The sequence below is a fragment of the Alkalihalobacterium alkalinitrilicum genome (assembly GCF_002019605.1).
GTDB lineage: Bacteria > Bacillota > Bacilli > Bacillales > Bacillaceae_F > Alkalihalobacterium > Alkalihalobacterium alkalinitrilicum.
Map to the genome: position 1 here is coordinate 307,731 of NZ_KV917368.1, position 19,494 is coordinate 327,224.

Here is a 19,494-nt window from a genome sequence, read left to right on the forward strand (position 1 = left end):
AAATTAGGGTGAAATAAATGTTAAATAAAATTTTCGCAAGATTAGAAGCAATCTACCCTGAAATGGTAGAAATCAGAAGAGATTTACACATGCATCCAGAGCTTTCATTCGAAGAAGTTCGGACACCTAAGTTTATTGCGGATTACTTACAGAATCTTGGATTAGAAGTTAGAACGGGTGTAGGTGAACGTGGTGTGGTTGGGAAACTAGTTGGTGGTAAACCAGGAAAAACGGTGGCGATTCGTGCTGATTTTGATGCGTTACCAATCAATGAACAAACCGATGCACCGTATAAGTCCAAGGTACCTGGTGTCATGCATGCGTGTGGTCATGATGCGCATACGTCAATTGCACTTGGAATGGCTAAAGCGCTCAGTGAAGTGAAAGATGAAATTGAGGGGAATATTGTATTCATTCATCAGCATGCTGAAGAGATGGAACCTGGTGGCGCGATTGCCATGATTGAAGATGGTTGTTTAGAAGGGGTAGATGCGATTTTTGCTCCTCATATGGAAAACTATATTCCTGTTGGAAAATTAGCGTATCGTAGTGGCTATATATTAGCAGCTTCTGACCGCTTTGAAATCGAAGTGATTGGTGAAGGGGGACATGGTGCCTTCCCTCATGATACAAAAGATGCAGTGCTGATGGGGAGTCAACTCGTATGTAATTTACAACAAATCGTAAGTAGACGTACAGATCCGTTAAAACCAGCAGTGTTATCTATTGGTTCAATACACTCTGGTGAAGCGAGCAATGTAATTGCGGATCGAGCGACGATCAAAGGTACAGTCAGAGTTTTTGACGAAGATGTGAGAGATAGAATTGAACAAATGATAGAAGATATCACAGCGAGTACGTGTCAAGCTGTTGGTGGCTCGTATAACTATGTATATAAACGTGGTTATCCTGCAACATGGAACCATCCAAATGAAACAAATCTTTTATTAGAAGCAGCACAAAAGGTTGTAGCTAAAGAAGATCTCGTTGAAATTCCACCTAATATGGGTGGGGAAGACTTTTCATATTTCCTACAAAAGGTTCCTGGATCTTATGTTTTTATTGGGTCAGCAAATGAGGAGATTGGTGCAATTTATCCATATCACCATCCTAAGTTTGATATCGATGAGAGATCGCTTCTTATTGCCGCAAAAGTGTTATCTTCTACAGCCTTACATTACTTAAGTAAGGACTAATTTCAATAAAACAAGAGGCTGGCTCAAAAAATGGTGCCAGGCACCTCGAACTTTGAAAGTAACTGCTACTTAAATGGGGTAGTAAAGTGTTCGAAGTTGGAGGAGTCTACCATTTGAGTCAGCTTTTTTTAATAGAGGTGCTATGATGAAAATCGTAATTGGACAAGTGGCTCATGAAACGAATACGTTCTCAACTATAAAAACGACCAAAGAATTCTTCCAGTTATGGGAGTGGGATCACGGACATCAAATAATTGAAAGACATCAAGGTGTGGAAGATTATTTAGGTGGGATGATAGATCGTGCAAAAGACTTGAAGATTGAAATTGCTCCTTCTTTTTCTGCTTATGCCAACCCATCGGGGCTCATAACGAAAGAAACGTATTTACAGTTAAAGAAAGAGTTGATTTCAAGTATTAATAGTATAGGTTCATTTGATGCAATTTGTATTATGCTTCACGGGGCGGGCGTTGCTGAAGAAGCGGAAGATTTAGAAGGGGAGTTATTAGTAGCTTTACGCAAACAATTTGGTTATGAAGTACCAATCATCGTTGTTTTAGATTTACATGCCAACCTATCTCAAAAAATGGTTGATGAAGCAGACTTAATAATCGGGGATAATTTATATCCACATATTGACTCCTATGATCGGGGGAAAGAAGCAATTGATTTAACAGCCAAAATACTAACATCGGATCTAGACCCTGTCATGTATCTTGAAAAACTACCACTATTAATTCCGACGTCTACGACTGATCACTATCCTGCTAAAGAAATCAACGAAGTTTGTTGGCAATGGGAAAAGAATGAACAAGTGATAGATTGTACGTTTTATCATGGATTTCCCTATTCTGACACAATAGATACAGGGGTTTCAGTGCTTACAGTGACCAATAATAATAGTAGATTGGCAGAAAAAGTTTCAAAAGATGTAAGTAGGAAAATATGGAGATTGAAAATGAGGTTTACGAGAGACTACCCAGCACCAAAAGCAGGGATACAAGAAGCATTAAAAGAACAAATGTTCCCAATCGTACTCAATGAAACATCCGATAATCCTGGAGCGGGGACCCCTGGGGATGGGACACGATTATTGGAAGCGCTCATTCATGCAAATATAGAAAAATCTTGTTTTGCCGCTATTTATGACCCAGATGTAGCGGAAATCGCTCATGATTTTGGGGCTGGTTCGGTAATTAACGTTCACTTAGGTGGAAAATCGGACTCACTTCACGGGAATCCTTTACCGATTCGAGCGTATGTAAAAAGTGTCACCGATGGAAGATTTACGCAAACGTCCCCCATGTGGAAAGGAATTCAAGTTGATCTAGGAAAATCCACGCGACTTCAAGTTGGTGCAGTGGATATTATCGTTTGTTCTGTAAATACACAAGTGATGGATGAACAAGTATTTTTGTTGCATGGAGTAGATATAAAGGATTACAAAGTAGTTGCTCTAAAATCAAGTCAACATTTTCGCGCAACTTTTGAATTAATCGCTAAGAAAATTATTACGATAGATTCTCCTGGTTTAAGTACTTGTAATCTAAAATTATTTCAATATGAGAATGTAAGGCGTCCTATTTACCCGATGGATGAAATGAAATAATCGATCCTTTAGGATTCATTTCACGTAGTTTTCACAAAATGATTAGAACACTTAACTAATATTGAAAAATTATGGAAAATATAATAATCTTATAGTATATAGCAAATAGGAACTCGATCAAATATCCTAAGGTGATGTGGATGAAAAAGAAATGGATACAGGGGATTGGTAATACTTCAGGTAAAGTCGTTGGAACGGTATTAGGTGGAAGTATTAAGCTAGCAGGAAAAGCCGTTAGAAATGATTATGTACAAGATATTGGTGAAAGTGTGTATAAAGCGAGTCATTTTACTTGTCATACCATCGGTGGACTAAGTCAAGGAGTAGTAGATACGGCTAAGGGAATTGTAAAAAAAGATAAGTCCGAAGTACACGAAGGGCGGAGTGAACTTGGAGGCACGACGTGGAATGCAACCAAAACGGTCGGACGTGGAATAAAGTACACGGTTAAAAGTTCTGTAGATGTAGCGACAGGTGTTGCAAAAAAGGACTTGAAACAAACAAAAGAAGGCCTAAAAAATCTAGGTAAAGTGGCTGTCGTTGGTACAGTGGCATTTGGCGTGTTTGATGCAGTTGATGGAATGAGTAATACGGATACAGTACTAGCAGCAGAACCACAACCAATTGAGACGATTAATTCAGAACTTGCAGGAACAGTCCACCCGATCAGTGGAGTGCCGTTCGAAACAAACATTGTCGAACTTCCTGACGGATATTTTGTAGAGGGAGTTTTCCCTGTGTTTGATTCAGCTTTTGATGCTGAAATTCCAAGTGATCAATATGAATCAACAGATTATACTCATGCTAAAATTGCAAATGAACAAATAGCGTCAGCTTTAGATACTAATCCAATATTAGAAGCACAATTTAACGATATTCAACTTGAACAAATTCGTGATGGAGAGACACCTGATGGATATACATGGCATCATCATGAAGAAATGGGTAAAATTCAATTAGTAGAAACCGAACCTCACGATCAATCAGGACATTCTGGCGGACGAAGTTTATGGGGCGGCGGTTCTGATATGAGATAGGGGAGTTTATTTTGAGTGAGATTAATTGGCGTTATAGTAAAGGAACCGTATCAGAAACAATGATTTCCGAATTAGAGCGTTATTTTAATATCGTTTTCCCTTCCGATTACAAGGAAATTATTCGGCAATATAATGGTGCACGACCTAAGCCGAATCTCGTTCAAATGAGCTCAGGAAAAGAACGCTATATAAGATCTTTTTTAGCAATCGGGAGACAACATCCTGATAATATGATTGCTGTAAATAAAAGGTTACCACTTCCAGAAGGGGTAATTGCGTTTGCAAACGATGATTTCGGAAATTACTTTTGTTTTGACTTTCGAGATCAAATAAATATTCTAGTCGTCTTTTGGAATCATGAAAGTGGAAACCTTGAAAAGGTTGAAAAACTGTTATCATAAAATGTAGAGAATGTAACGGTTAGACAAGGACTAAAAAACTTTAATAAAAAAAGCAGTTCGCTAATTAAATGGTTTGTGGCGAATTGCTTTTTTATATTATCCCCATTTTAAATTCATCGTTAAAGTACAACATTGTGGGAAGTCATCAGCATCAGCGTATAGGGTAAAGGTAACAGAATTAGGTGTATATGAGGTGTCGACAATAGTTGGTACCCCAGTGGCTCTAATGATTCGATCCACCTCTTTGTCGTCACCTGCTTGAGCTGAGTACATCAACTGATACATAAGCTCCTTTGAAGCAGCCAAACGATTGATTACTACTGTTCCATGTTGAACTAAAATTCGGTAAGCATCCAAAGATTGTTCAAAAAAAGTTATATCAATTGGGGGATAAGGATAGTCTTCAGGACGGTAATAGTAAGGGTAATACGGTCGATGATAATACATTGGATCACACCTTAAAAACTGAAGTTGTTCTTACACTATATGACATTAACCTAGGAGAAGTGCTTAAGAGTTGAATACACAGGTTACCGCCTGTAGTAAAAAACTTGTCAGAGACAAACAAAAAAGTCAGATGCTATACTTAGAGCATTAGCTGTTCTTTGAAATGAATCACCTGCAACAGAAGAAACCCAAGCTACGGTTAAGAATGGTATGACTTTGTGAATGATAATCAACGTATATTTTATAAGCTTGGCAATTCGACTATCGAAAAAATCGCGAGAACCGATTTATCACTAAATAGAAAATCAAATTTAATAAATACTAAAGAAGTGTAGATAACGAGGAGGACCAAAGAAATGAATGAAACATTAGGATATGTGATGGCATTTTTATTAGCAGCGACACCGTTTTTTGAAATGGTTGCTGTCATACCGCTTGGTGTCATAAGTGGTCTTGAACTAGTCAGTGTAACTGTAGTTGCTTTTCTAGGAAACTTATTAACCGTATTGATTGTTGTAATAATGATGACTCAAATTAAAGCTTGGTTACAGAAACGTCGAGAAGCTAAGGGGAAAGATGTCTCAAGTAAGCGACAAAATCGTGCAAAACGTATTTGGCAACGGTATGGTTTGTTTGGCCTATGTTTTATTGGTCCAATCTTAATTGGAAGCCACTTGGCTGTTATTATGGGTATGACTTTTGGTGGAACAAAAAAACAAATGTCTATTTTTATGACGGGTAGCCTATTTCTATGGGCGATCGTAACCGCTGTTGCCACACATATGGGTGTCGAATGGTTTTTTTAATAAAATATTATATTAGATTAAAAAACAATAAACAATTTATTCATATTTAGTTCATATTCGTGTGTTATTGTATGGATAGCATAGCAAACGGAAAAGGTGAGGTTTATATGAATGTGGATGATAAATCAAAAGCTAATCCAAAAGAAAGTATGAAAACCGTAAAACCTATTCAGCAAATCGTAAGTGAGCTGATACAACAAGGAATAAATGCATCGATTGTCCAAAAGCCACCAGGAATTCAATTTTATTGAGTTGTAATGATCGTTGTGGTTTGATATTTTTTTATTTTGTAATTGAACCTATGTTTTAATAAGGTTAATGCAATGTTATAAACTTGTGATTTTCTTGCAAAAGTTGTTCTTGCATTTTTACAATTAGTTCTTTTCCTTCAATCGTTTTAGGTATGAAATCAAAGTGGTCATTATTTTGGCCATCTTTATTATATGTAATTTGCATATGATTGTTGTCGGCAATGATCCAATCCTTTTCACTTGAATGGTCAAAAATAATATCGGCTTCAAGGATCATACCGATTTCATGAAGGAATTCAAAGTAAATTAATCCGTAAGACTTATCATTTTCTTCGCTCATGATGTATTTTGCATAAGGGCTCTCGGTATAAAAGGAAGGTTGAATAACTAACGTTGTTTTCTCCATTTTAAGCTCCTTCAACAAGGTTTTATATGTACCATAAGCAAGAACACTGAGCATTTAAAGCTTAGTGTTCTTTTTTATGTACATCGCTTATTAATGTTAATAACAGTACATATACGACTTATGGAACTTCCGTAATAACAATATTAGTTGTTGTTATTATTGTTGTTATTGTTATTATTACGGTTGTTACGGTTGTTTAAATTTTGAGCATCATTTTCATTTGCAAATTCAGTATTTGCATTGTCAACGTTTAGCTCTTCGTTGTTGTTATTGTCATTGTTGTTGTTGTTGTTGTTGTTGTTGTTGTTGTTGTTGCGGTTATTGTTATTAGCCATATGTCTCACCTCCCTAAAAGTTAGCCTAACCAACTCAGTATTTTAAATACAGTTTTTTTATTATTTTACATATTTTAGGCAAGTTATTCTAAGTTTCCTTTTAGACTAATACTATTTGCTATGGAAAGAGGAGGGGTTAAATGAGTGATGATAAAGTAAGACCCTATTTCACAACGAGAAAACTAGTTCCAGAAAATCAAGAGGCACCGATTCACTTTTTGCGAGGATCTATTTTTAACAAAGAGTTTTGGTTTCTACGGAACCACTTTCAATACCCTAACGTAACAGCAGGTAGCAGGAACTTGTATATTACTGGAAATGTTATACAAGCTTGTATGATAAAGCTAGAGGACCTTAAAAAATTACCATCTAGAACAATCACTGTGCCATTGATTTGTGCGGGAAATCAACGGGGAAAATTTAAACCAAAAGTGTTTGGAGAGCAATGGGAAGAAGGGGCGGTAAATCAAGGTGTTTGGACAGGAGTCTCACTTAGATACTTATTGAGTTACGTTGTACCAAACAAAAATTCAACTGAAGTCGTATTTACAGGGAAAGACGCTGGAAAGAAACATAATGTAGAAGGGGTTGTTCCCTTTGAGAGAAGTTTGCCTATAGATAAAGCGCTCCATCCTGATACGATTGTAGCCTATGAATATAATGGGGAATCGCTTCCGTATAAACATGGGTACCCACTTCGTTTAGTTGTTCCAAATTGGTACGGGATGGCGTCTGTAAAATGGCTTCAAATGATAACCGTCCTCGACCATTCATATGAAGGACCTTTTCAAACAGACGATTATGTCTATTATCCAATTCCTCATTCGGACGAGGGAAAAACGCCCGTCACAACAATTCAAGTTAATTCAATCATTCAACAACCGTTAAACTATTCGATTATTGAGGAGGCTAGTCATGAGATTGTCGGTCTCGCCTGGAGCGGTGCTGGTAAAATTACTGAGGTAGAAGTTTCCTTTGATGAAGGAAAGACATGGGAACAAGCGGTATTAAGGGTGGACTTTGAAAACCCATATGCTTGGACTGAATGGCGGTTGGTCTGGAATCCGCCAGGGAAAGGAAATTATAAGATTAAGAGTCGAGCAAAAGATGTGAAAGGGCATGTTCAACCACAGGAAGAATATTGGAATCGTAAAGGATATGGATATAATGCGATATTTAGTATAGATGTTAAGGTAGAGTAACACATATGAAAATTTAAAACTTTTGTAAAATCCCCACTTTAGTTCGCGAATTTAAGAATTGCGAACTAAAGTGGTTTTTTTATAATATGAATTGCTAATATTGGTTATTTTATATACAGATACAATATGTTGGATTCCGAGGTGAAGCTTGTGACATTAATCTATGAAATAGCCCATACTAATTTATTATCTCCAATGATCTTATTTTTTCTAATAGGGATTGTAGCAGTAGTTGTGAATTCCGACCTAAAGGTTCCGACTGCTTTTTATACTGGATATACTATGATTATTCTATTAACGATTGGAATTAAAGGGGGAGTTGAACTCCGAAATGTCACTTTAGCAGATATGCTCCCAACGATTTTAACTGCAATTATATTAAGTATTTTAATGTTTGGCATTTCTTATCTAGTCGTAAAGGGAATTTTTAAATTCTCGTTAACGGATACTTTTGCTATATCAGCTCACTATGGTTCGGTGAGTGCAGTTACATTTATTGCTGGGATCGCCTTTTTAGAAAAAATTGAGGTTTACTATGAAGCTTATATGTCAGCAATACTAGTGATCATGGAAGGACCTGCAATTATCTTAGCCATTATCCTTTACAAAGTTTACTCTCAAAAGCAGGGTGAGGTTGCATCCAATCCAGAAGCTAGTTTAAAACATGTTGTTAAAGAAGCGTTTTTCGGGAAGAGTATTTTTCTTCTACTGGGCGGAATTTTCATTGGCTTTGTAGCTCATAAAGACGGGCTCTTACAAATTACACCGCTATTCGGTGATTTATTTTACGGTATTTTGTGTATTTTCTTGCTTCACATGGGGATGGTTGCAACACAAAGCATAAGGCAAATTCAAAATCTTAAGCTTATATCCTTTCTCTTTGCGTTTATTTTACCTGTGATCGGGGGAACGATCGGTGTATTATCGGGTCATTTTATTGGGTTATCTCTAGGAGGGGCCGTTGTTCTTGCCTTTTTGACAGGAAGTGCTTCCTATATCGCGGCGCCAGCAGCGGTTGCTCAAGCTATTCCCCAAGCAAATTCAGGTATTTATATTGGGGCGGCACTTGGCTTAACACTGCCATTCAATTTAATTGTTGGTATTCCATATTTTTATTGGTTAGCAAGTTGGGTATATTGAATTTAATTTAACTCTGTAGTTAAATTATTTAAAAAAACGGAAAACACCAAATGATATTGACATATTTTATTTCAACTATATAATCTATAAATATATTATTCCGATTAAATAACTCAGGAATAAGAATAAAGGAGATGAAGAGGTATGAGAAAAATAGGGTCAGTACTCTTTGCGCTTGTGTTAATGGTTGTACTTGCAGCGTGTGGAACTGCCGATGATGCACCTGCAGAAAATACAGAAGAAGCAGGAGCTGGAAGTGGAGCAGATACAACAGAAGAAGTTGAAGCTGAAGATACATCATGGGCGGATGTTGAAGCAGCTGGTAAGTTAGTTGTAGGAACACAAGGAACTTACGCACCGATTACATTTTATGATGAAAATAATGAATTAACAGGCTTTGACGTAGAGCTTGTCCGCGAATTGGGTGAGCGTCTTGGTCTTGAAGTAGAATTTAGCACAATGGATTTTGATGGAATTTTACCTGCGTTACGTAATGGTCAAATTGACATTGCAGCTAATGATTTCTCTATTACAGAAGAACGTAAAGAAACATTTGACTTTGTAATTCCACATAAATACTCTTACGGTTCAATCATTGTACGTACAGAAGATGTGGATAATTTTGAATCAGCTCATGATTTAGAAGGAGTTAAGGTTGCATTAGGGTCTTTAACGAGTAACTACGCGATGTTTGCAGATAATATTGGTGCTGATGGAGTAGCTTATGACGGTGGTGTAGAAGCCATTCTTCGCGATATCATTAACGGAAATCGTGATGCCTATTTAAATGACCGATTAGTACTTCACCGTACACTTAAAGGTTTTGATGATGATCGTCTTGCAGTTGCTGAACAAGTGAAATACCATGCAACAGAAAGTGCCATCATTATGTTAAAAGGAAATACGTCTTTAAAAGAACGTTTAGATGAAGTCATGCAAGAATTACTAGAAGATGGCACAGTTGCACGTATATCTGAAGAATTTCTTGGTGAAGACGTGTCTCAGCCTGTTGATACCTCAGAAGTTATTGGCTTAGACGGTAAGTAAATCAGGGTGCCAGGCACCTTATTAACATTCGAGGATGGCTTGACGTTGTTGAGTCAGCCTCTTTCTTTTTCAATACATATTTAGGAAGGTGTCAACATGTTTGAATGGTTCAGCGAAATTCAGTGGGAACATTTGTATGATCCACAATTAGCTTTGGACTCATTGCCGTTCTTACTAGAGGGTTTAAAAATCACGATGATTATTGCCTTATTTAGTATGTTTTTTGCCCTAATTCTTGGTATTTTACTGGGGATCGCACGAATGTCTAAGTTCTGGTTTCTACGTTGGCCAGCTCGAATATATATTTCTTTTATGCGTGGAACACCACTACTCGTATTTATTTTTATTCTCTACTACGGTGTGCCAGTATTAGGCGTTCAGTTTAGTAGTGCGATTGTTGCTGGTATTGTCGGTATTAGTTTAAATTTTGCCGCTTATAATGCAGAAGTTGTTCGATCAGCGATTATGTCTGTACCTCGTGGCCAATGGGAGGCAGCTGCATCCTTGCAAATGGGGTATGTGCAAACTCTACGACGAATTATTATTCCACAAGCGACACGTATTGCGCTACCGCCAACTTTTAATATATTCATGGATGTCGTCAAAGGAACGTCGCTCGCTTCAGTCATTACAGTACAGGAATTACTATATAGTTCAAGACTCGTAGCTGGTCGAACATTTGATAGTATGACAATGTACATAACCGCAGCACTCATTTATTGGGTGGTATGTATAGTAATTGGTCATTTCCAAGAACGGTTAGAAAAACGGTATAATCGATATTTAAGTCGACGGTAAATGAGGTGAGACTATGATAGAGGTAATAAATCTAAAGAAAAAGTTTGATGATGTTACTGTACTCGAATCGATTGATTTTTCAGTAAAAAAAGGTGAAGTCGTCTGTTTGATAGGTCCGTCTGGATCAGGGAAGACGACATTGCTAAGGTGCTTAAACTTGCTTGAAACTCCAAATGGGGGATCTATTACGATTGGTAATAAAACGGTACCTTTTGATGGAAAACCTCCACGTAAAAAAGATACACTAGAACTTCGAAACTATTCAGGGATGGTGTTTCAGGGATTTCATCTTTTTCCACATAAAACCGTCATGGAGAACATCATTGAAGCTCCATTAACGGTAAAGAAAAGGAAGAAAAGTGAATTAATTAAAGAAGGGGAAATATTGCTTCAAAAGGTTGGGATGTATGAGCATCAGAATAAATACCCTGATTCACTATCAGGTGGGCAACAACAACGTGCAGCGATTGCTCGTGCGCTCATGATGGAACCAGAAGTCATGTTGTTTGATGAGCCGACATCTGCACTCGATCCACAACTTGTCGGTGAAGTTCTAGGTGTAATAGAAGACCTTGCGAAAGAAGGTCAAACGATGGTCATTGTAACCCATGAAATGAACTTTGCCCGCCGAGTTGCAGACAAAGTGTTATTCATGGATGGCGGTTATATTGTTGAAGAAGGACCACCTAAACAAATCCTTGAGAATCCTAAAGAAAAACGGACGAAGCAATTTTTACAAAAGTTAGATGAGTAAGCTTATATTCAAAATAATTAAACTGGACATTAAAACTAATATAAGAACCGCGGGCCTTAGGGGAAATCTCTAAGCCTTTTTCTTCTTTGGAGAAAAGTATAGACAATGTATTCTGTTGATGGGGTTCCGTTTAAATATAAATCGTCATTACCTTTTTAGAAAACCGTCTAATACATAACGTAAAAATGTTGATGACTCCTCGACAATGTCAACTTCATCCTTATATAACCCCCAATCGTAAATTAACCCTCTTATGGCACGTGCCATACATTTTGTCATATATTCCGCTGTTAAATCTGTTCTGAATTCTCCTGCATCAATTCCTTTTTGGAAGGAGCTTGTTAAAACCTGATATAAAGTTCGTTTTGGGTTTGTAAAAGTGCTCGTCCTCACGGGATTAAGTTCGTTTATATAGATGACTCTTAGCATATCTAGCCCAATTTCATCACGCATAAAGGTCATTAATGCTTTAAAAAATTCAAGTAATTGATTGTAGGCTGAAAGAGTTTGATCACGTGAAGTGAAGTACTCTTCATAAAAAGCATCCATTTCCTTAAATTTCTCTAAAAAGACTTCATGCTTTGATTTAAAATGTGTGTAAAATGCTCCTTTCGATGAAGAAGCTTTGGCTACGATTTCGTCTACTGAGACGTTGTCAAAGCCTTTTTCTGCAAATAGGAACAAAGCAGTATTTAATAGTTTCTTTTTCGTTTCTTGCCCTTTTTTTTGGCGCAAATTCAAAGTAATCCCTCTTTCTTTGAGAAAAAATATTCTGAAAATATTGACATGGAGACTGCAGTCTGTTTTAATCTTCTTAGAGACTATAGTCTGTTGTTGTTATTTTACTAAAATTGTATATGAAAATATCCCAATTGGAAAGGAGGATATAAAAAACTTTCTAAAGACATGTTGAAATGAAAGCGCTTTAAATATAAGTGGAGGTGTATAAGTTATGGATATTATAGGAAATAAAACAGTGAGTTCTTTACTACAACAGCAAGTTACAAATCTACCAAACAAAACATTTATAAAAGTAGAATCGGATAATCGTAAAGTTGAGCAGGTCACATATAAAGAGTTTGATGAGAAAGTAAAAAGATTTATAACCGTATTAACAGATCGTGGCGTTCAGAAGGGTGACCGAGTGTTATTGCATTTACCAAACTCTATGGATTTTATGGTCGCATGGTTTGCAATATCAGGAATGGGCGCCATTATGGTCCCTACAAACATCTTATCAGCAAAGGCGGAAATGGATTATCTTGTAACACATTCTAATGCAAAAGTAGTTATAACAGAAGAAGAGTATATGGAAAAGTTTTCAAATGTGGATCTATTACTTTCGCGGTATGAAGGGACGAAGCATCAAGATAAAAGTTTAACGTTTTTACATCAACTAGCTGAACCTTATAATGCACAAATAGATATACATAGTGATGATATTGCCGCGATCTTGTATACGTCTGGGACCACATCTAACCCTAAAGGCGTCATGATTACACATGCCAACTATGTATATGCGGGTGAATACATGTCGCTAATGCTTAAAATGACCGAACAGGATTGTGGTTTTGTCGTACTTCCGTTGTTTCATGGTAATGGTCAATATTATATGACAATGCCCTTGTTAACTGTAGGTGGAACGATTGCCATAACTGAAAAGTTCAGTGCGTCTCGCTATTTTGAACAGGCAGCATCACTTGGGGCGACAATAGGATCATTATTTGCTGCTCCAATTAAGATGATCTTACGAAGAGGGGACGGACAGACGTACAACCATCAATTAAAGAAGATTATATTTGCGCAGTCAGTCACTGAAGAACAGTTAAGTCAATTTGAACAGACCTATGATGTAGAATTAGCACAAATCTATGGAATGACAGAAACGATTGGGACTCCTCTTATGAATCCGATTGATGGCCTATGTAAAAATATGAGTATCGGACAGCCAGGACTTGGATATGAAATAAGACTTATAAATGAACAAGGGAAAGATGTGGCAAACGGTGAAGCTGGACAAATTATCGTCAAAGGTCAGCCTGGGCGTACATTAATGCTTGGATATTTTGATGACGAAGAAGCTACGAATAAGACTTTACAAGATGGATGGCTTTATACAGGAGACAATGCAAGGCTTGATGAAGATGGGTATTTCTATTTTGTAGACCGACTGAAAGATATGGTTAAACGTGCAGGTGAAAACATTGCGACAAGTGAAATTGAAACGGTTCTTAATCAGCACCCACTTATAGCCGATAGCGCAGTTGTGGGAATAGATGATGAAATTCGTGATGTGGCACTAAAAGCTTTTGTTATCCTGAAAGACGGCACTTCAATATCTGAACAAGAGGTTATTGAACATTGCCAAGAAAGATTAGCTAAATTTAAAGTTCCTGAGTTTGTTGAATTTATCGATGAATTTCCACGCACATCTGTTGGGAAAATTCAAAAAGCAAAACTTCGTGATTTAAAGAAAAAGGTGTAAGCAATGGAGGGGCGGTATCGCCGTCCCTAATAAACACGTCGAAACTGAAGAAAGTGGGAGAAAATATGAAAACAGAACAAATGCCGCAATCAAATCTACCAGAAAAAGGGCCAGAATACAAGGGTGATAATCTCTTAGCGAAAATCGCCATGTTCTTTGCCAAAATTGCAGAAAAATGGCTTCCTGACGCGTTTGTATTTGCTGTACTTTTGACAGTCATTACGTTTTTAGGCGGGATGTTTATTACGAGTAGTAGCCCTTTTGAAATGATGACGCATTGGGGAGATGGAATGTGGTCGTTGCTAACCTTTACAGCACAAATTATAACGACATTTATTATGAGTTATGCCCTAGCTTTAACGAAACCTGTTGCTAGAGGTCTTGAAAAAGTAGCAAATCTATGTAAAACCCCAAATACAGCTATTATCGTTGTTACTTTTTCTGCACTAGTTGCTTCTCTTATTAGTTGGGCTTTCGGATTAGTCGTAGCAGGTATTATGGCAAAACTCGTAGCTAAAAAAGTTCATGATGTGGATTATCGGGTACTCGTTGCTGCAGGTTACTCAGGATTTGTGATTTGGGAAGGTGGGTTATCCTCTTCACCAGCTCTTTTCGTAGCAACCGAAGGTCATAATTTTCAAGAGATGGTCGGACTTATACCTACTTCAACAACTTTATTTTCAACGATTAATATCATTATCGTTTGCGTTGTATTTTTTACATTACCATTTGTTATGAAATTGATTCATCCGAAAAAGAAAGAGGACCGTTTTATTATTGATCAACAATTACTTCAAGAAGAAGTAGAAGAAGTACAAGAAGAAAAACGTAATACATTAAACGATAAGCTAGATCGCAGCCGCAGTATCGTGATGATTGGTGGTCTATTGGGGTTAGTATATCTTGTTAACCACTTCTATACGAACGGATTTTCTTTAGATTTAAATACTGTCAACTTAATTTTCTTAACATTCGTACTTCTTTTGTATGGAAATGTTAAAGAACTTGGCTCTGGTCTAAAAAAAGCATCAGGAAGTGTTGGGCAATTTGCTCTTCAATACCCGTTTTACGCTGGAATTATGGGAATGATGACCGCTTCAGGACTTGCAATTTGGATTTCAAACGTTTTTGCTGATATCGCTACATCAAAAACATTACCCGTGTTTACATTTTTTGCAGCTGGAATCTTGAACATGTTTGTTCCTTCAGGCGGTGGTCAATGGGCTATTCAAGCCCCTATTTTCTTACCTGCAGCAATGGAGCTAGGAGTAGATCCTGCAAAAATTGTTCTTGCAGTAGCATGGGGAGATGCGTGGACAAATATGATTCAACCGTTCTGGGCATTGCCGCTTCTCGCAATTGCAGGTTTAAAAATACGCGATATTATGGGCTTTACCGTTATTACATTGTTATATACAGGAATCATTATTTCTGCAGTATTTCTATTCCTCGGTTAAATGGTTAGCGTTTTCATAGAGTTAACTAAAAATCTTCATAGGTGTCTGTATAGTTAAAAAGTGAAAAGCTTAGTGTCGTTTTCTCAAGCGAACTGAGCTTTTCACTTTTTGTATTTAAACGTACGGTTTATTCTAAAATCTGTTGTTTTTTCAATAATTTAAGATGGAAAAGGGGATAGTAAATTTATCCCGCAACAACTGGCAGTAATAACCCCACTTCAAGACCTCAGGAATCAAAGAAGGATAAGTGGGGGATAAACTGCCGTAAAGACTAAATGAACACAGACTTAAGGCGCCACTTCCTGTGGCAACGTCTGTGAGACCCACATCGTGTGGGCCTCAACTAACCATCAGTGGGGGAAGAGGAAAATCCCTTACTGATGGAAGTTTCACTTTATGAAATATAAATGAAACAAAGTAGAGGTTTGAAAATGGAAGAAAAGACTCACTATAAAAAGGGAGTAATTACTCCTTACAATATAAATATTGCCCAACTACAAAATCCGAATGTAGTTGCATGGTGGTCTGCGGCTCTGCCTGGTTTTGGCCATATCATGTTATGTAGATATGTAAAAGGGTTTCTTCTTATCGTTTGGGAGTTTGTCGTAAATGTAAACTCAAGATTAAACTCTGCCATGGTATATACGTTTACTGGTCAATTTGAGGAAGCGGTTGAGGTGTTAAATACGAGGTGGGCGTTATTATATGTACCTTTGTATATCTTTTGTATTTGGGATAGTAGGAGAGTAACGATTGACCTTAATAAATATGCTATATTAGCTGATTCATTATCTTCAGCACAGGATATTGAACCTATATCATTTTCAGGTCTGGAAAATAACTATTTGGACGAGCGCAAACCATGGCTTGCTGTTTTTTGGTCGTTCGTTACACCTGGATTAGGTCATATGTATATTGGAAGGGCACCTTCTGGATTTTATATTTTAATTTGGTGGGTAATTGTTTTATATTTTTCACATGGTTTACAATCGATTCTGTACACTTTTTTAGGAGATTTTCATTTAGCTGTTGCCGTTACAGATACACAATGGTTCTTATTTTTACCTTCCATGTTTGGTTTTGCTGCTTATGATGCATATCGTCAATGTGATGCTTACAATAAATTAATGGGTCAACAACAAAGTTTATATTTAATGAAAAATTTTCAAAGTGACTGTTTTAAGACTCGATCAACATTATTTTCGAAAGAGCTGATAAAATGAACGTAGTTGCCTCTTTTGACCATACCGTTTATTTAGAATTAGCGATTAAGGAACTTGAAAAGCATGGAATAGCAAAAGATGACATTTTTGCAATTCCTCTAAATGAAAAAATTCAACCGCGAAAAAATATTGATATTATTCATGGCGGTGGACTTTCGTTATTAGATGGTACGTTTGCTTGGGGTACTGTGTTTGCTGTTATTGGGGTGGTTTATGGATTTGTCCTTACAGGTGGACCAGTGATGTGGGGCTTAATCGGTTTAGCCTTCGGGCTTATCTTTGGCTTTTTATTTGATTTCCTTCTTCATCGAAAAAAGAGACAAGATAGGAAAAAAAGGGGAGAAGGTGGTGAAGTTATGATGGTAATCCACTGTCAGAAGGAACAGGTTTCAAAAGTGAAAGAAATATTATTTGAACACTTTACACTAGGTTTACACGTAATAGATGAAGAAAACAAAAGTTTAGTTCATTAATGGAGGCTGAATTTTTCACTTAAACTCTCTTGTTTTTATTGAACATAGTTGTAGTAATTAAGAATAGTCCAGCCTCATTTGTTCGATTATTTCTGTTTGCGCTCAATTATTAGTGACGCCTACTCGTTTTTCGTTACTTAGTCAATAATCCTTGAAACCAGTTCCATATGGTTGAGAAAAAACCTTTCTTTTCTTCTTCAGTATCAATAACCATTGTTGTCTCTTCAATATCATCAGAAGATGCTTCGGTTAATAACTGAGCTTCAAATCCCTCAACAATGGAAATCATTTCACTGTCAAAATAGTTGAAGACAGTTTGTACGGTTTGTTCGTTATAAGGGGAAATGCCAATTTCGACTTTATTGTTAACGATATCCGTTCCTGTATGAAAAACCGTAATTCCTTCAGTGCTAAAAACATTTTCACCAAAAACTACCGAATCGATCAGCCGTTGTTGTTCGATTAATTGATCTTCCGTGTACGACACGACACGAAATGAAACTTTAGTAGGTTCTTCAACGAAAGAAAGGATTTCTTCTTTTTTATTTGGCGGTAACTCTTCCGTGAAAGATAATACAACCGTACCGAATGGATCTTCTTCTCGATCAATATGCAAGCTGGCAAATTGGTGACGATCGAACTCCCTTTGAATATACTCCTGAATTTTTTCAATCGTAGTCGTATGATTGATATCAATTCCATTCTCTTCAGCTTCTAAAATGACGAGCTCCATATCACTTCTACTCTCATTGGCAGAAATAGGGTTTGTAAACAGTAGAGTTGAACTTATGATTGTACTTGAAAGGATTAAATAACAAATTTTTTTAGAGTTGATGGGGAGTTTCATTCTGATAACACTCCTTAAACATAGGGTTCATCTATTAGACGAATATTAGAATAGAAAGGTTACATTTTAATATTATAATTTTAACAAGAAAGAATGTGCGTGAGGTGGGTGGTATAAACCTTAGGATGAAGTAGTAATGTGATAGAATGGAAATAATTCGAATATTTAGAGAGAGAGTAGGATATCTTAAGTACCAAATAGTAAAGATGTTTTATATAGAAAGAAAAAGGGGTAGAGCCTGCTGACTTAACCCATCAGGCTCTTGTCTCATTATACGTATTGAGTTAAGGTCGTATAAGTATTAACTTTCTTCAAGCTCAGTAATTTCAACTTCTGACCTTTGTTCTAACGGACCTCGCAAATGTACAGTAGCTGTTAACCCATCATCATTTAATTTATCAATCCAGACAGAAGCGCCATTATATTTTACGTCAATGTCAGCCGAAGAAGAAAGAATTTGCTTCACACGTCTTATATCCATTATCCTCACCCCCAATCTTCGTCATTATATTTTGTGGAAGAGGCTGATTTTTATGTACTACACAAATTATGAGTAATTTCAGACGATTACGATTTATACGATGTTTGAAACGGATAATTAAGGATAACGTAAAAAAGAAACTGCAAACATTTCTAATGAAAAAGCGTGTTACTAGTTTGAAAGGAGTGTATTTACCTGTGAGTATAAAAGGTAAAGTAATCATTATAACGGGAGCAGCAAATGGAATTGGTCAAGCGATTGCTCAGTCTTATGCAGAGCAAGGGGCAAGCGTCGTTCTTGCAGATATTGATGAAGTACAAGGTGAAAAAACTGTAGCTACGTTAAAACAACAAGGAAAAGAGGTACGGTTTGTTAGAACGGATGTTAGACAAGAAAAAGGTATCAAAAAATTGGTGGATACGACGATACAGACCTTTGGCACAATTGATATACTCATTAATAATGCGGGAATTAGCAAGTTTGTACCGTTGTTTGAGTGTTCAAGTAAAGATTGGGATGATGTGATTGATACGAATTTGCGAAGTACGTTTTTATGCTCTAGAGAAGTAGCGAAGATAATGTGCGAAAATGGCGTGAGGGGAACAATCGTTAATATTGCCTCGACTCGAGCAATGATGTCTGAACCACATACAGAAGCATACTCAGCTTCGAAAGGTGGGATCTTAGCATTAACACACGCATTAGCAGCCTCTTTGAGTGAATATCGAATTACGGTAAATGCCATTTCACCAGGATGGATCGACACAGGAGACTATAATGCGTTACGAAAGATTGATCATGAACAGCATTTATCTAAACGAGTCGGAAAACCAAGTGACATTGCAAAGGCCTGTTTGTATTTAACAGCACCTGATAATGATTTTGTAACAGGAATAAATTTAGTTGTAGATGGTGGGATGACGAGAAAAATGATCTATGAGGAGTAATTTTTTTCCTTATAGAGTGTACTCGGAAATAATAAAAAGAGAGTCAAGTTAAAACTTGTTTATATTGTTTTTAACTTCAATAAACTCCTTAACTATAACTGTAAAAAATCAACTGAATATGCAAGTTCAATAAATTCACCTGAGACCTTCTC

Annotated in this window: 22 protein-coding genes; 16 read left to right on the forward strand and 6 right to left on the reverse strand. The window is 36.9% G+C overall.

Going from position 1 to position 19,494, the window contains the following annotated elements; translation table 11 throughout:
* Positions 1 to 17 precede the first annotated feature (17 nt).
* The 4 genes from BK574_RS01530 to BK574_RS01545 all read left to right on the forward strand — a co-directional run bounded on the left by BK574_RS01530 (position 18) and on the right by BK574_RS01545 (position 4,243).
* The gene (locus BK574_RS01530) at positions 18 to 1,196 is read left to right on the forward strand and encodes a M20 metallopeptidase family protein (protein ID WP_078427190.1); all 1,179 of its coding nucleotides are present in this window, start codon (positions 18 to 20) and stop codon (positions 1,194 to 1,196) included.
* Between the two features lie 145 nt (positions 1,197 to 1,341).
* Positions 1,342 to 2,805, forward strand: coding sequence for a M81 family metallopeptidase (locus BK574_RS01535; protein ID WP_078427191.1), 1,464 nt, complete (start codon positions 1,342 to 1,344; stop codon positions 2,803 to 2,805).
* A gap of 140 nt (positions 2,806 to 2,945) precedes the next feature.
* Positions 2,946 to 3,842, forward strand: coding sequence for an HNH endonuclease (locus tag BK574_RS01540; RefSeq protein ID WP_158211481.1), 897 nt, complete (start codon positions 2,946 to 2,948; stop codon positions 3,840 to 3,842).
* Positions 3,843 to 3,853: 11 nt separating this feature from the next.
* Entirely contained in the window at positions 3,854 to 4,243 is a 390-nt protein-coding gene (locus tag BK574_RS01545; protein WP_078427193.1) for an SMI1/KNR4 family protein, read from the forward strand.
* Positions 4,244 to 4,339: 96 nt separating this feature from the next.
* Here BK574_RS01545 and BK574_RS01550 read toward each other — a convergent pair whose 3' ends face one another.
* A complete protein-coding gene (locus BK574_RS01550; protein ID WP_078427194.1) occupies positions 4,340 to 4,690 on the reverse strand; it encodes a YuzC family spore coat inner layer protein in 351 nt (116 codons plus the stop codon).
* Between the two features lie 356 nt (positions 4,691 to 5,046).
* Here BK574_RS01550 and BK574_RS01555 point away from each other — a divergent pair, with 356 nt between their 5' ends.
* Entirely contained in the window at positions 5,047 to 5,496 is a 450-nt protein-coding gene (locus tag BK574_RS01555; RefSeq protein ID WP_078427195.1) for a small multi-drug export protein, read from the forward strand.
* 107 nt (positions 5,497 to 5,603) lie between these two features.
* On the forward strand, positions 5,604 to 5,747 hold the full coding sequence (locus BK574_RS26805) for a hypothetical protein (protein WP_158211482.1): 144 nt from the start codon (positions 5,604 to 5,606) through the stop codon (positions 5,745 to 5,747).
* A gap of 64 nt (positions 5,748 to 5,811) precedes the next feature.
* Here the strand turns inward: BK574_RS26805 and BK574_RS01560 are convergent, their stop codons facing one another.
* Complete coding sequence (locus BK574_RS01560) at positions 5,812 to 6,153, reverse strand: hypothetical protein (protein ID WP_078427196.1); 342 nt, start codon at positions 6,151 to 6,153, stop codon at positions 5,812 to 5,814.
* A gap of 143 nt (positions 6,154 to 6,296) precedes the next feature.
* Entirely contained in the window at positions 6,297 to 6,488 is a 192-nt protein-coding gene (locus BK574_RS27265; protein ID WP_078427197.1) for a hypothetical protein, read from the reverse strand.
* Between the two features lie 140 nt (positions 6,489 to 6,628).
* On the opposite strand from BK574_RS27265, the gene BK574_RS01570 reads away from it, so the two are divergent.
* The 5 genes from BK574_RS01570 to BK574_RS01590 all read left to right on the forward strand — a co-directional run bounded on the left by BK574_RS01570 (position 6,629) and on the right by BK574_RS01590 (position 11,429).
* Positions 6,629 to 7,690: a sulfite oxidase gene (locus BK574_RS01570; RefSeq protein WP_078427198.1), complete on the forward strand. Its 1,062-nt coding sequence runs from the start codon at positions 6,629 to 6,631 to the stop codon at positions 7,688 to 7,690.
* A gap of 150 nt (positions 7,691 to 7,840) precedes the next feature.
* Positions 7,841 to 8,830, forward strand: a complete 990-nt coding sequence (locus tag BK574_RS01575; protein ID WP_142247856.1) for a sodium-dependent bicarbonate transport family permease — start codon at positions 7,841 to 7,843, stop codon at positions 8,828 to 8,830.
* A gap of 144 nt (positions 8,831 to 8,974) precedes the next feature.
* Complete coding sequence (locus BK574_RS01580) at positions 8,975 to 9,877, forward strand: transporter substrate-binding domain-containing protein (protein WP_078427200.1); 903 nt, start codon at positions 8,975 to 8,977, stop codon at positions 9,875 to 9,877.
* A 96-nt stretch (positions 9,878 to 9,973) separates the two neighbouring features.
* Positions 9,974 to 10,675, forward strand: coding sequence for an amino acid ABC transporter permease (locus BK574_RS01585; protein WP_078427201.1), 702 nt, complete (start codon positions 9,974 to 9,976; stop codon positions 10,673 to 10,675).
* A 13-nt stretch (positions 10,676 to 10,688) separates the two neighbouring features.
* The gene (locus BK574_RS01590) at positions 10,689 to 11,429 is read left to right on the forward strand and encodes an amino acid ABC transporter ATP-binding protein (RefSeq protein ID WP_078427202.1); all 741 of its coding nucleotides are present in this window, start codon (positions 10,689 to 10,691) and stop codon (positions 11,427 to 11,429) included.
* 147 nt (positions 11,430 to 11,576) lie between these two features.
* Here the strand turns inward: BK574_RS01590 and BK574_RS01595 are convergent, their stop codons facing one another.
* The gene (locus BK574_RS01595) at positions 11,577 to 12,170 is read right to left on the reverse strand and encodes a TetR/AcrR family transcriptional regulator (RefSeq protein ID WP_158211483.1); all 594 of its coding nucleotides are present in this window, start codon (positions 12,168 to 12,170) and stop codon (positions 11,577 to 11,579) included.
* Positions 12,171 to 12,381: 211 nt separating this feature from the next.
* Here BK574_RS01595 and BK574_RS01600 point away from each other — a divergent pair, with 211 nt between their 5' ends.
* The 4 genes from BK574_RS01600 to BK574_RS01615 all read left to right on the forward strand — a co-directional run bounded on the left by BK574_RS01600 (position 12,382) and on the right by BK574_RS01615 (position 17,067).
* Positions 12,382 to 13,914 (forward strand): class I adenylate-forming enzyme family protein, encoded by a 1,533-nt coding sequence (locus BK574_RS01600; RefSeq protein ID WP_078427204.1) that lies wholly within the window; start codon positions 12,382 to 12,384, stop codon positions 13,912 to 13,914.
* 65 nt (positions 13,915 to 13,979) lie between these two features.
* The gene (locus BK574_RS01605; RefSeq protein WP_238457913.1) at positions 13,980 to 15,371 is read left to right on the forward strand and encodes a short-chain fatty acid transporter; all 1,392 of its coding nucleotides are present in this window, start codon (positions 13,980 to 13,982) and stop codon (positions 15,369 to 15,371) included.
* A gap of 407 nt (positions 15,372 to 15,778) precedes the next feature.
* On the forward strand, positions 15,779 to 16,594 hold the full coding sequence (locus tag BK574_RS01610) for a hypothetical protein (protein WP_158211484.1): 816 nt from the start codon (positions 15,779 to 15,781) through the stop codon (positions 16,592 to 16,594).
* Positions 16,591 to 17,067, forward strand: a complete 477-nt coding sequence (locus BK574_RS01615; RefSeq protein WP_078427206.1) for a hypothetical protein — start codon at positions 16,591 to 16,593, stop codon at positions 17,065 to 17,067. Before BK574_RS01610 ends, BK574_RS01615 begins: the two co-directional genes overlap by 4 nt.
* Positions 17,068 to 17,200: 133 nt before the next feature.
* Here BK574_RS01615 and BK574_RS01620 read toward each other — a convergent pair whose 3' ends face one another.
* Positions 17,201 to 17,914, reverse strand: a complete 714-nt coding sequence (locus BK574_RS01620) for a hypothetical protein (protein ID WP_078427207.1) — start codon at positions 17,912 to 17,914, stop codon at positions 17,201 to 17,203.
* 301 nt (positions 17,915 to 18,215) lie between these two features.
* On the reverse strand, positions 18,216 to 18,395 hold the full coding sequence (locus BK574_RS01625) for a small, acid-soluble spore protein, H family (RefSeq protein ID WP_078427208.1): 180 nt from the start codon (positions 18,393 to 18,395) through the stop codon (positions 18,216 to 18,218).
* A gap of 197 nt (positions 18,396 to 18,592) precedes the next feature.
* Here BK574_RS01625 and BK574_RS01630 point away from each other — a divergent pair, with 197 nt between their 5' ends.
* Complete coding sequence (locus tag BK574_RS01630; protein ID WP_420796925.1) at positions 18,593 to 19,342, forward strand: glucose 1-dehydrogenase; 750 nt, start codon at positions 18,593 to 18,595, stop codon at positions 19,340 to 19,342.
* The last annotated feature ends 152 nt before the right edge of the window (positions 19,343 to 19,494 follow it).

Bases quoted from the DNA above. Each gene is read 5' to 3' on its own strand.
- BK574_RS01560 (WP_078427196.1), bottom strand. From the start codon at position 6,153: ATGGAGAAAACAACGTTAGTTATTCAACCTTCCTTTTATACCGAGAGC.
- BK574_RS01605 (WP_238457913.1), top strand. From the start codon at position 13,980: ATGAAAACAGAACAAATGCCGCAATCAAATCTACCAGAAAAAGGGCCA.
- BK574_RS01550 (WP_078427194.1), bottom strand. From the start codon at position 4,690: ATGTATTATCATCGACCGTATTACCCTTACTATTACCGTCCTGAAGAC.
- BK574_RS26805 (WP_158211482.1), top strand. From the start codon at position 5,604: ATGAATGTGGATGATAAATCAAAAGCTAATCCAAAAGAAAGTATGAAA.
- BK574_RS01620 (WP_078427207.1), bottom strand. From the start codon at position 17,914: ATGAAACTCCCCATCAACTCTAAAAAAATTTGTTATTTAATCCTTTCA.
- BK574_RS01610 (WP_158211484.1), top strand. From the start codon at position 15,779: ATGAAACAAAGTAGAGGTTTGAAAATGGAAGAAAAGACTCACTATAAA.
- BK574_RS01590 (WP_078427202.1), top strand. From the start codon at position 10,689: ATGATAGAGGTAATAAATCTAAAGAAAAAGTTTGATGATGTTACTGTA.
- BK574_RS01580 (WP_078427200.1), top strand. From the start codon at position 8,975: ATGAGAAAAATAGGGTCAGTACTCTTTGCGCTTGTGTTAATGGTTGTA.
- BK574_RS27265 (WP_078427197.1), bottom strand. From the start codon at position 6,488: ATGGCTAATAACAATAACCGCAACAACAACAACAACAACAACAACAAC.
- BK574_RS01600 (WP_078427204.1), top strand. From the start codon at position 12,382: ATGGATATTATAGGAAATAAAACAGTGAGTTCTTTACTACAACAGCAA.
- BK574_RS01625 (WP_078427208.1), bottom strand. From the start codon at position 18,395: ATGGATATAAGACGTGTGAAGCAAATTCTTTCTTCTTCGGCTGACATT.
- BK574_RS01555 (WP_078427195.1), top strand. From the start codon at position 5,047: ATGAATGAAACATTAGGATATGTGATGGCATTTTTATTAGCAGCGACA.
- BK574_RS01570 (WP_078427198.1), top strand. From the start codon at position 6,629: ATGAGTGATGATAAAGTAAGACCCTATTTCACAACGAGAAAACTAGTT.
- BK574_RS01585 (WP_078427201.1), top strand. From the start codon at position 9,974: ATGTTTGAATGGTTCAGCGAAATTCAGTGGGAACATTTGTATGATCCA.
- BK574_RS01615 (WP_078427206.1), top strand. From the start codon at position 16,591: ATGAACGTAGTTGCCTCTTTTGACCATACCGTTTATTTAGAATTAGCG.
- BK574_RS01530 (WP_078427190.1), top strand. From the start codon at position 18: ATGTTAAATAAAATTTTCGCAAGATTAGAAGCAATCTACCCTGAAATG.
- BK574_RS01535 (WP_078427191.1), top strand. From the start codon at position 1,342: ATGAAAATCGTAATTGGACAAGTGGCTCATGAAACGAATACGTTCTCA.
- BK574_RS01540 (WP_158211481.1), top strand. From the start codon at position 2,946: ATGAAAAAGAAATGGATACAGGGGATTGGTAATACTTCAGGTAAAGTC.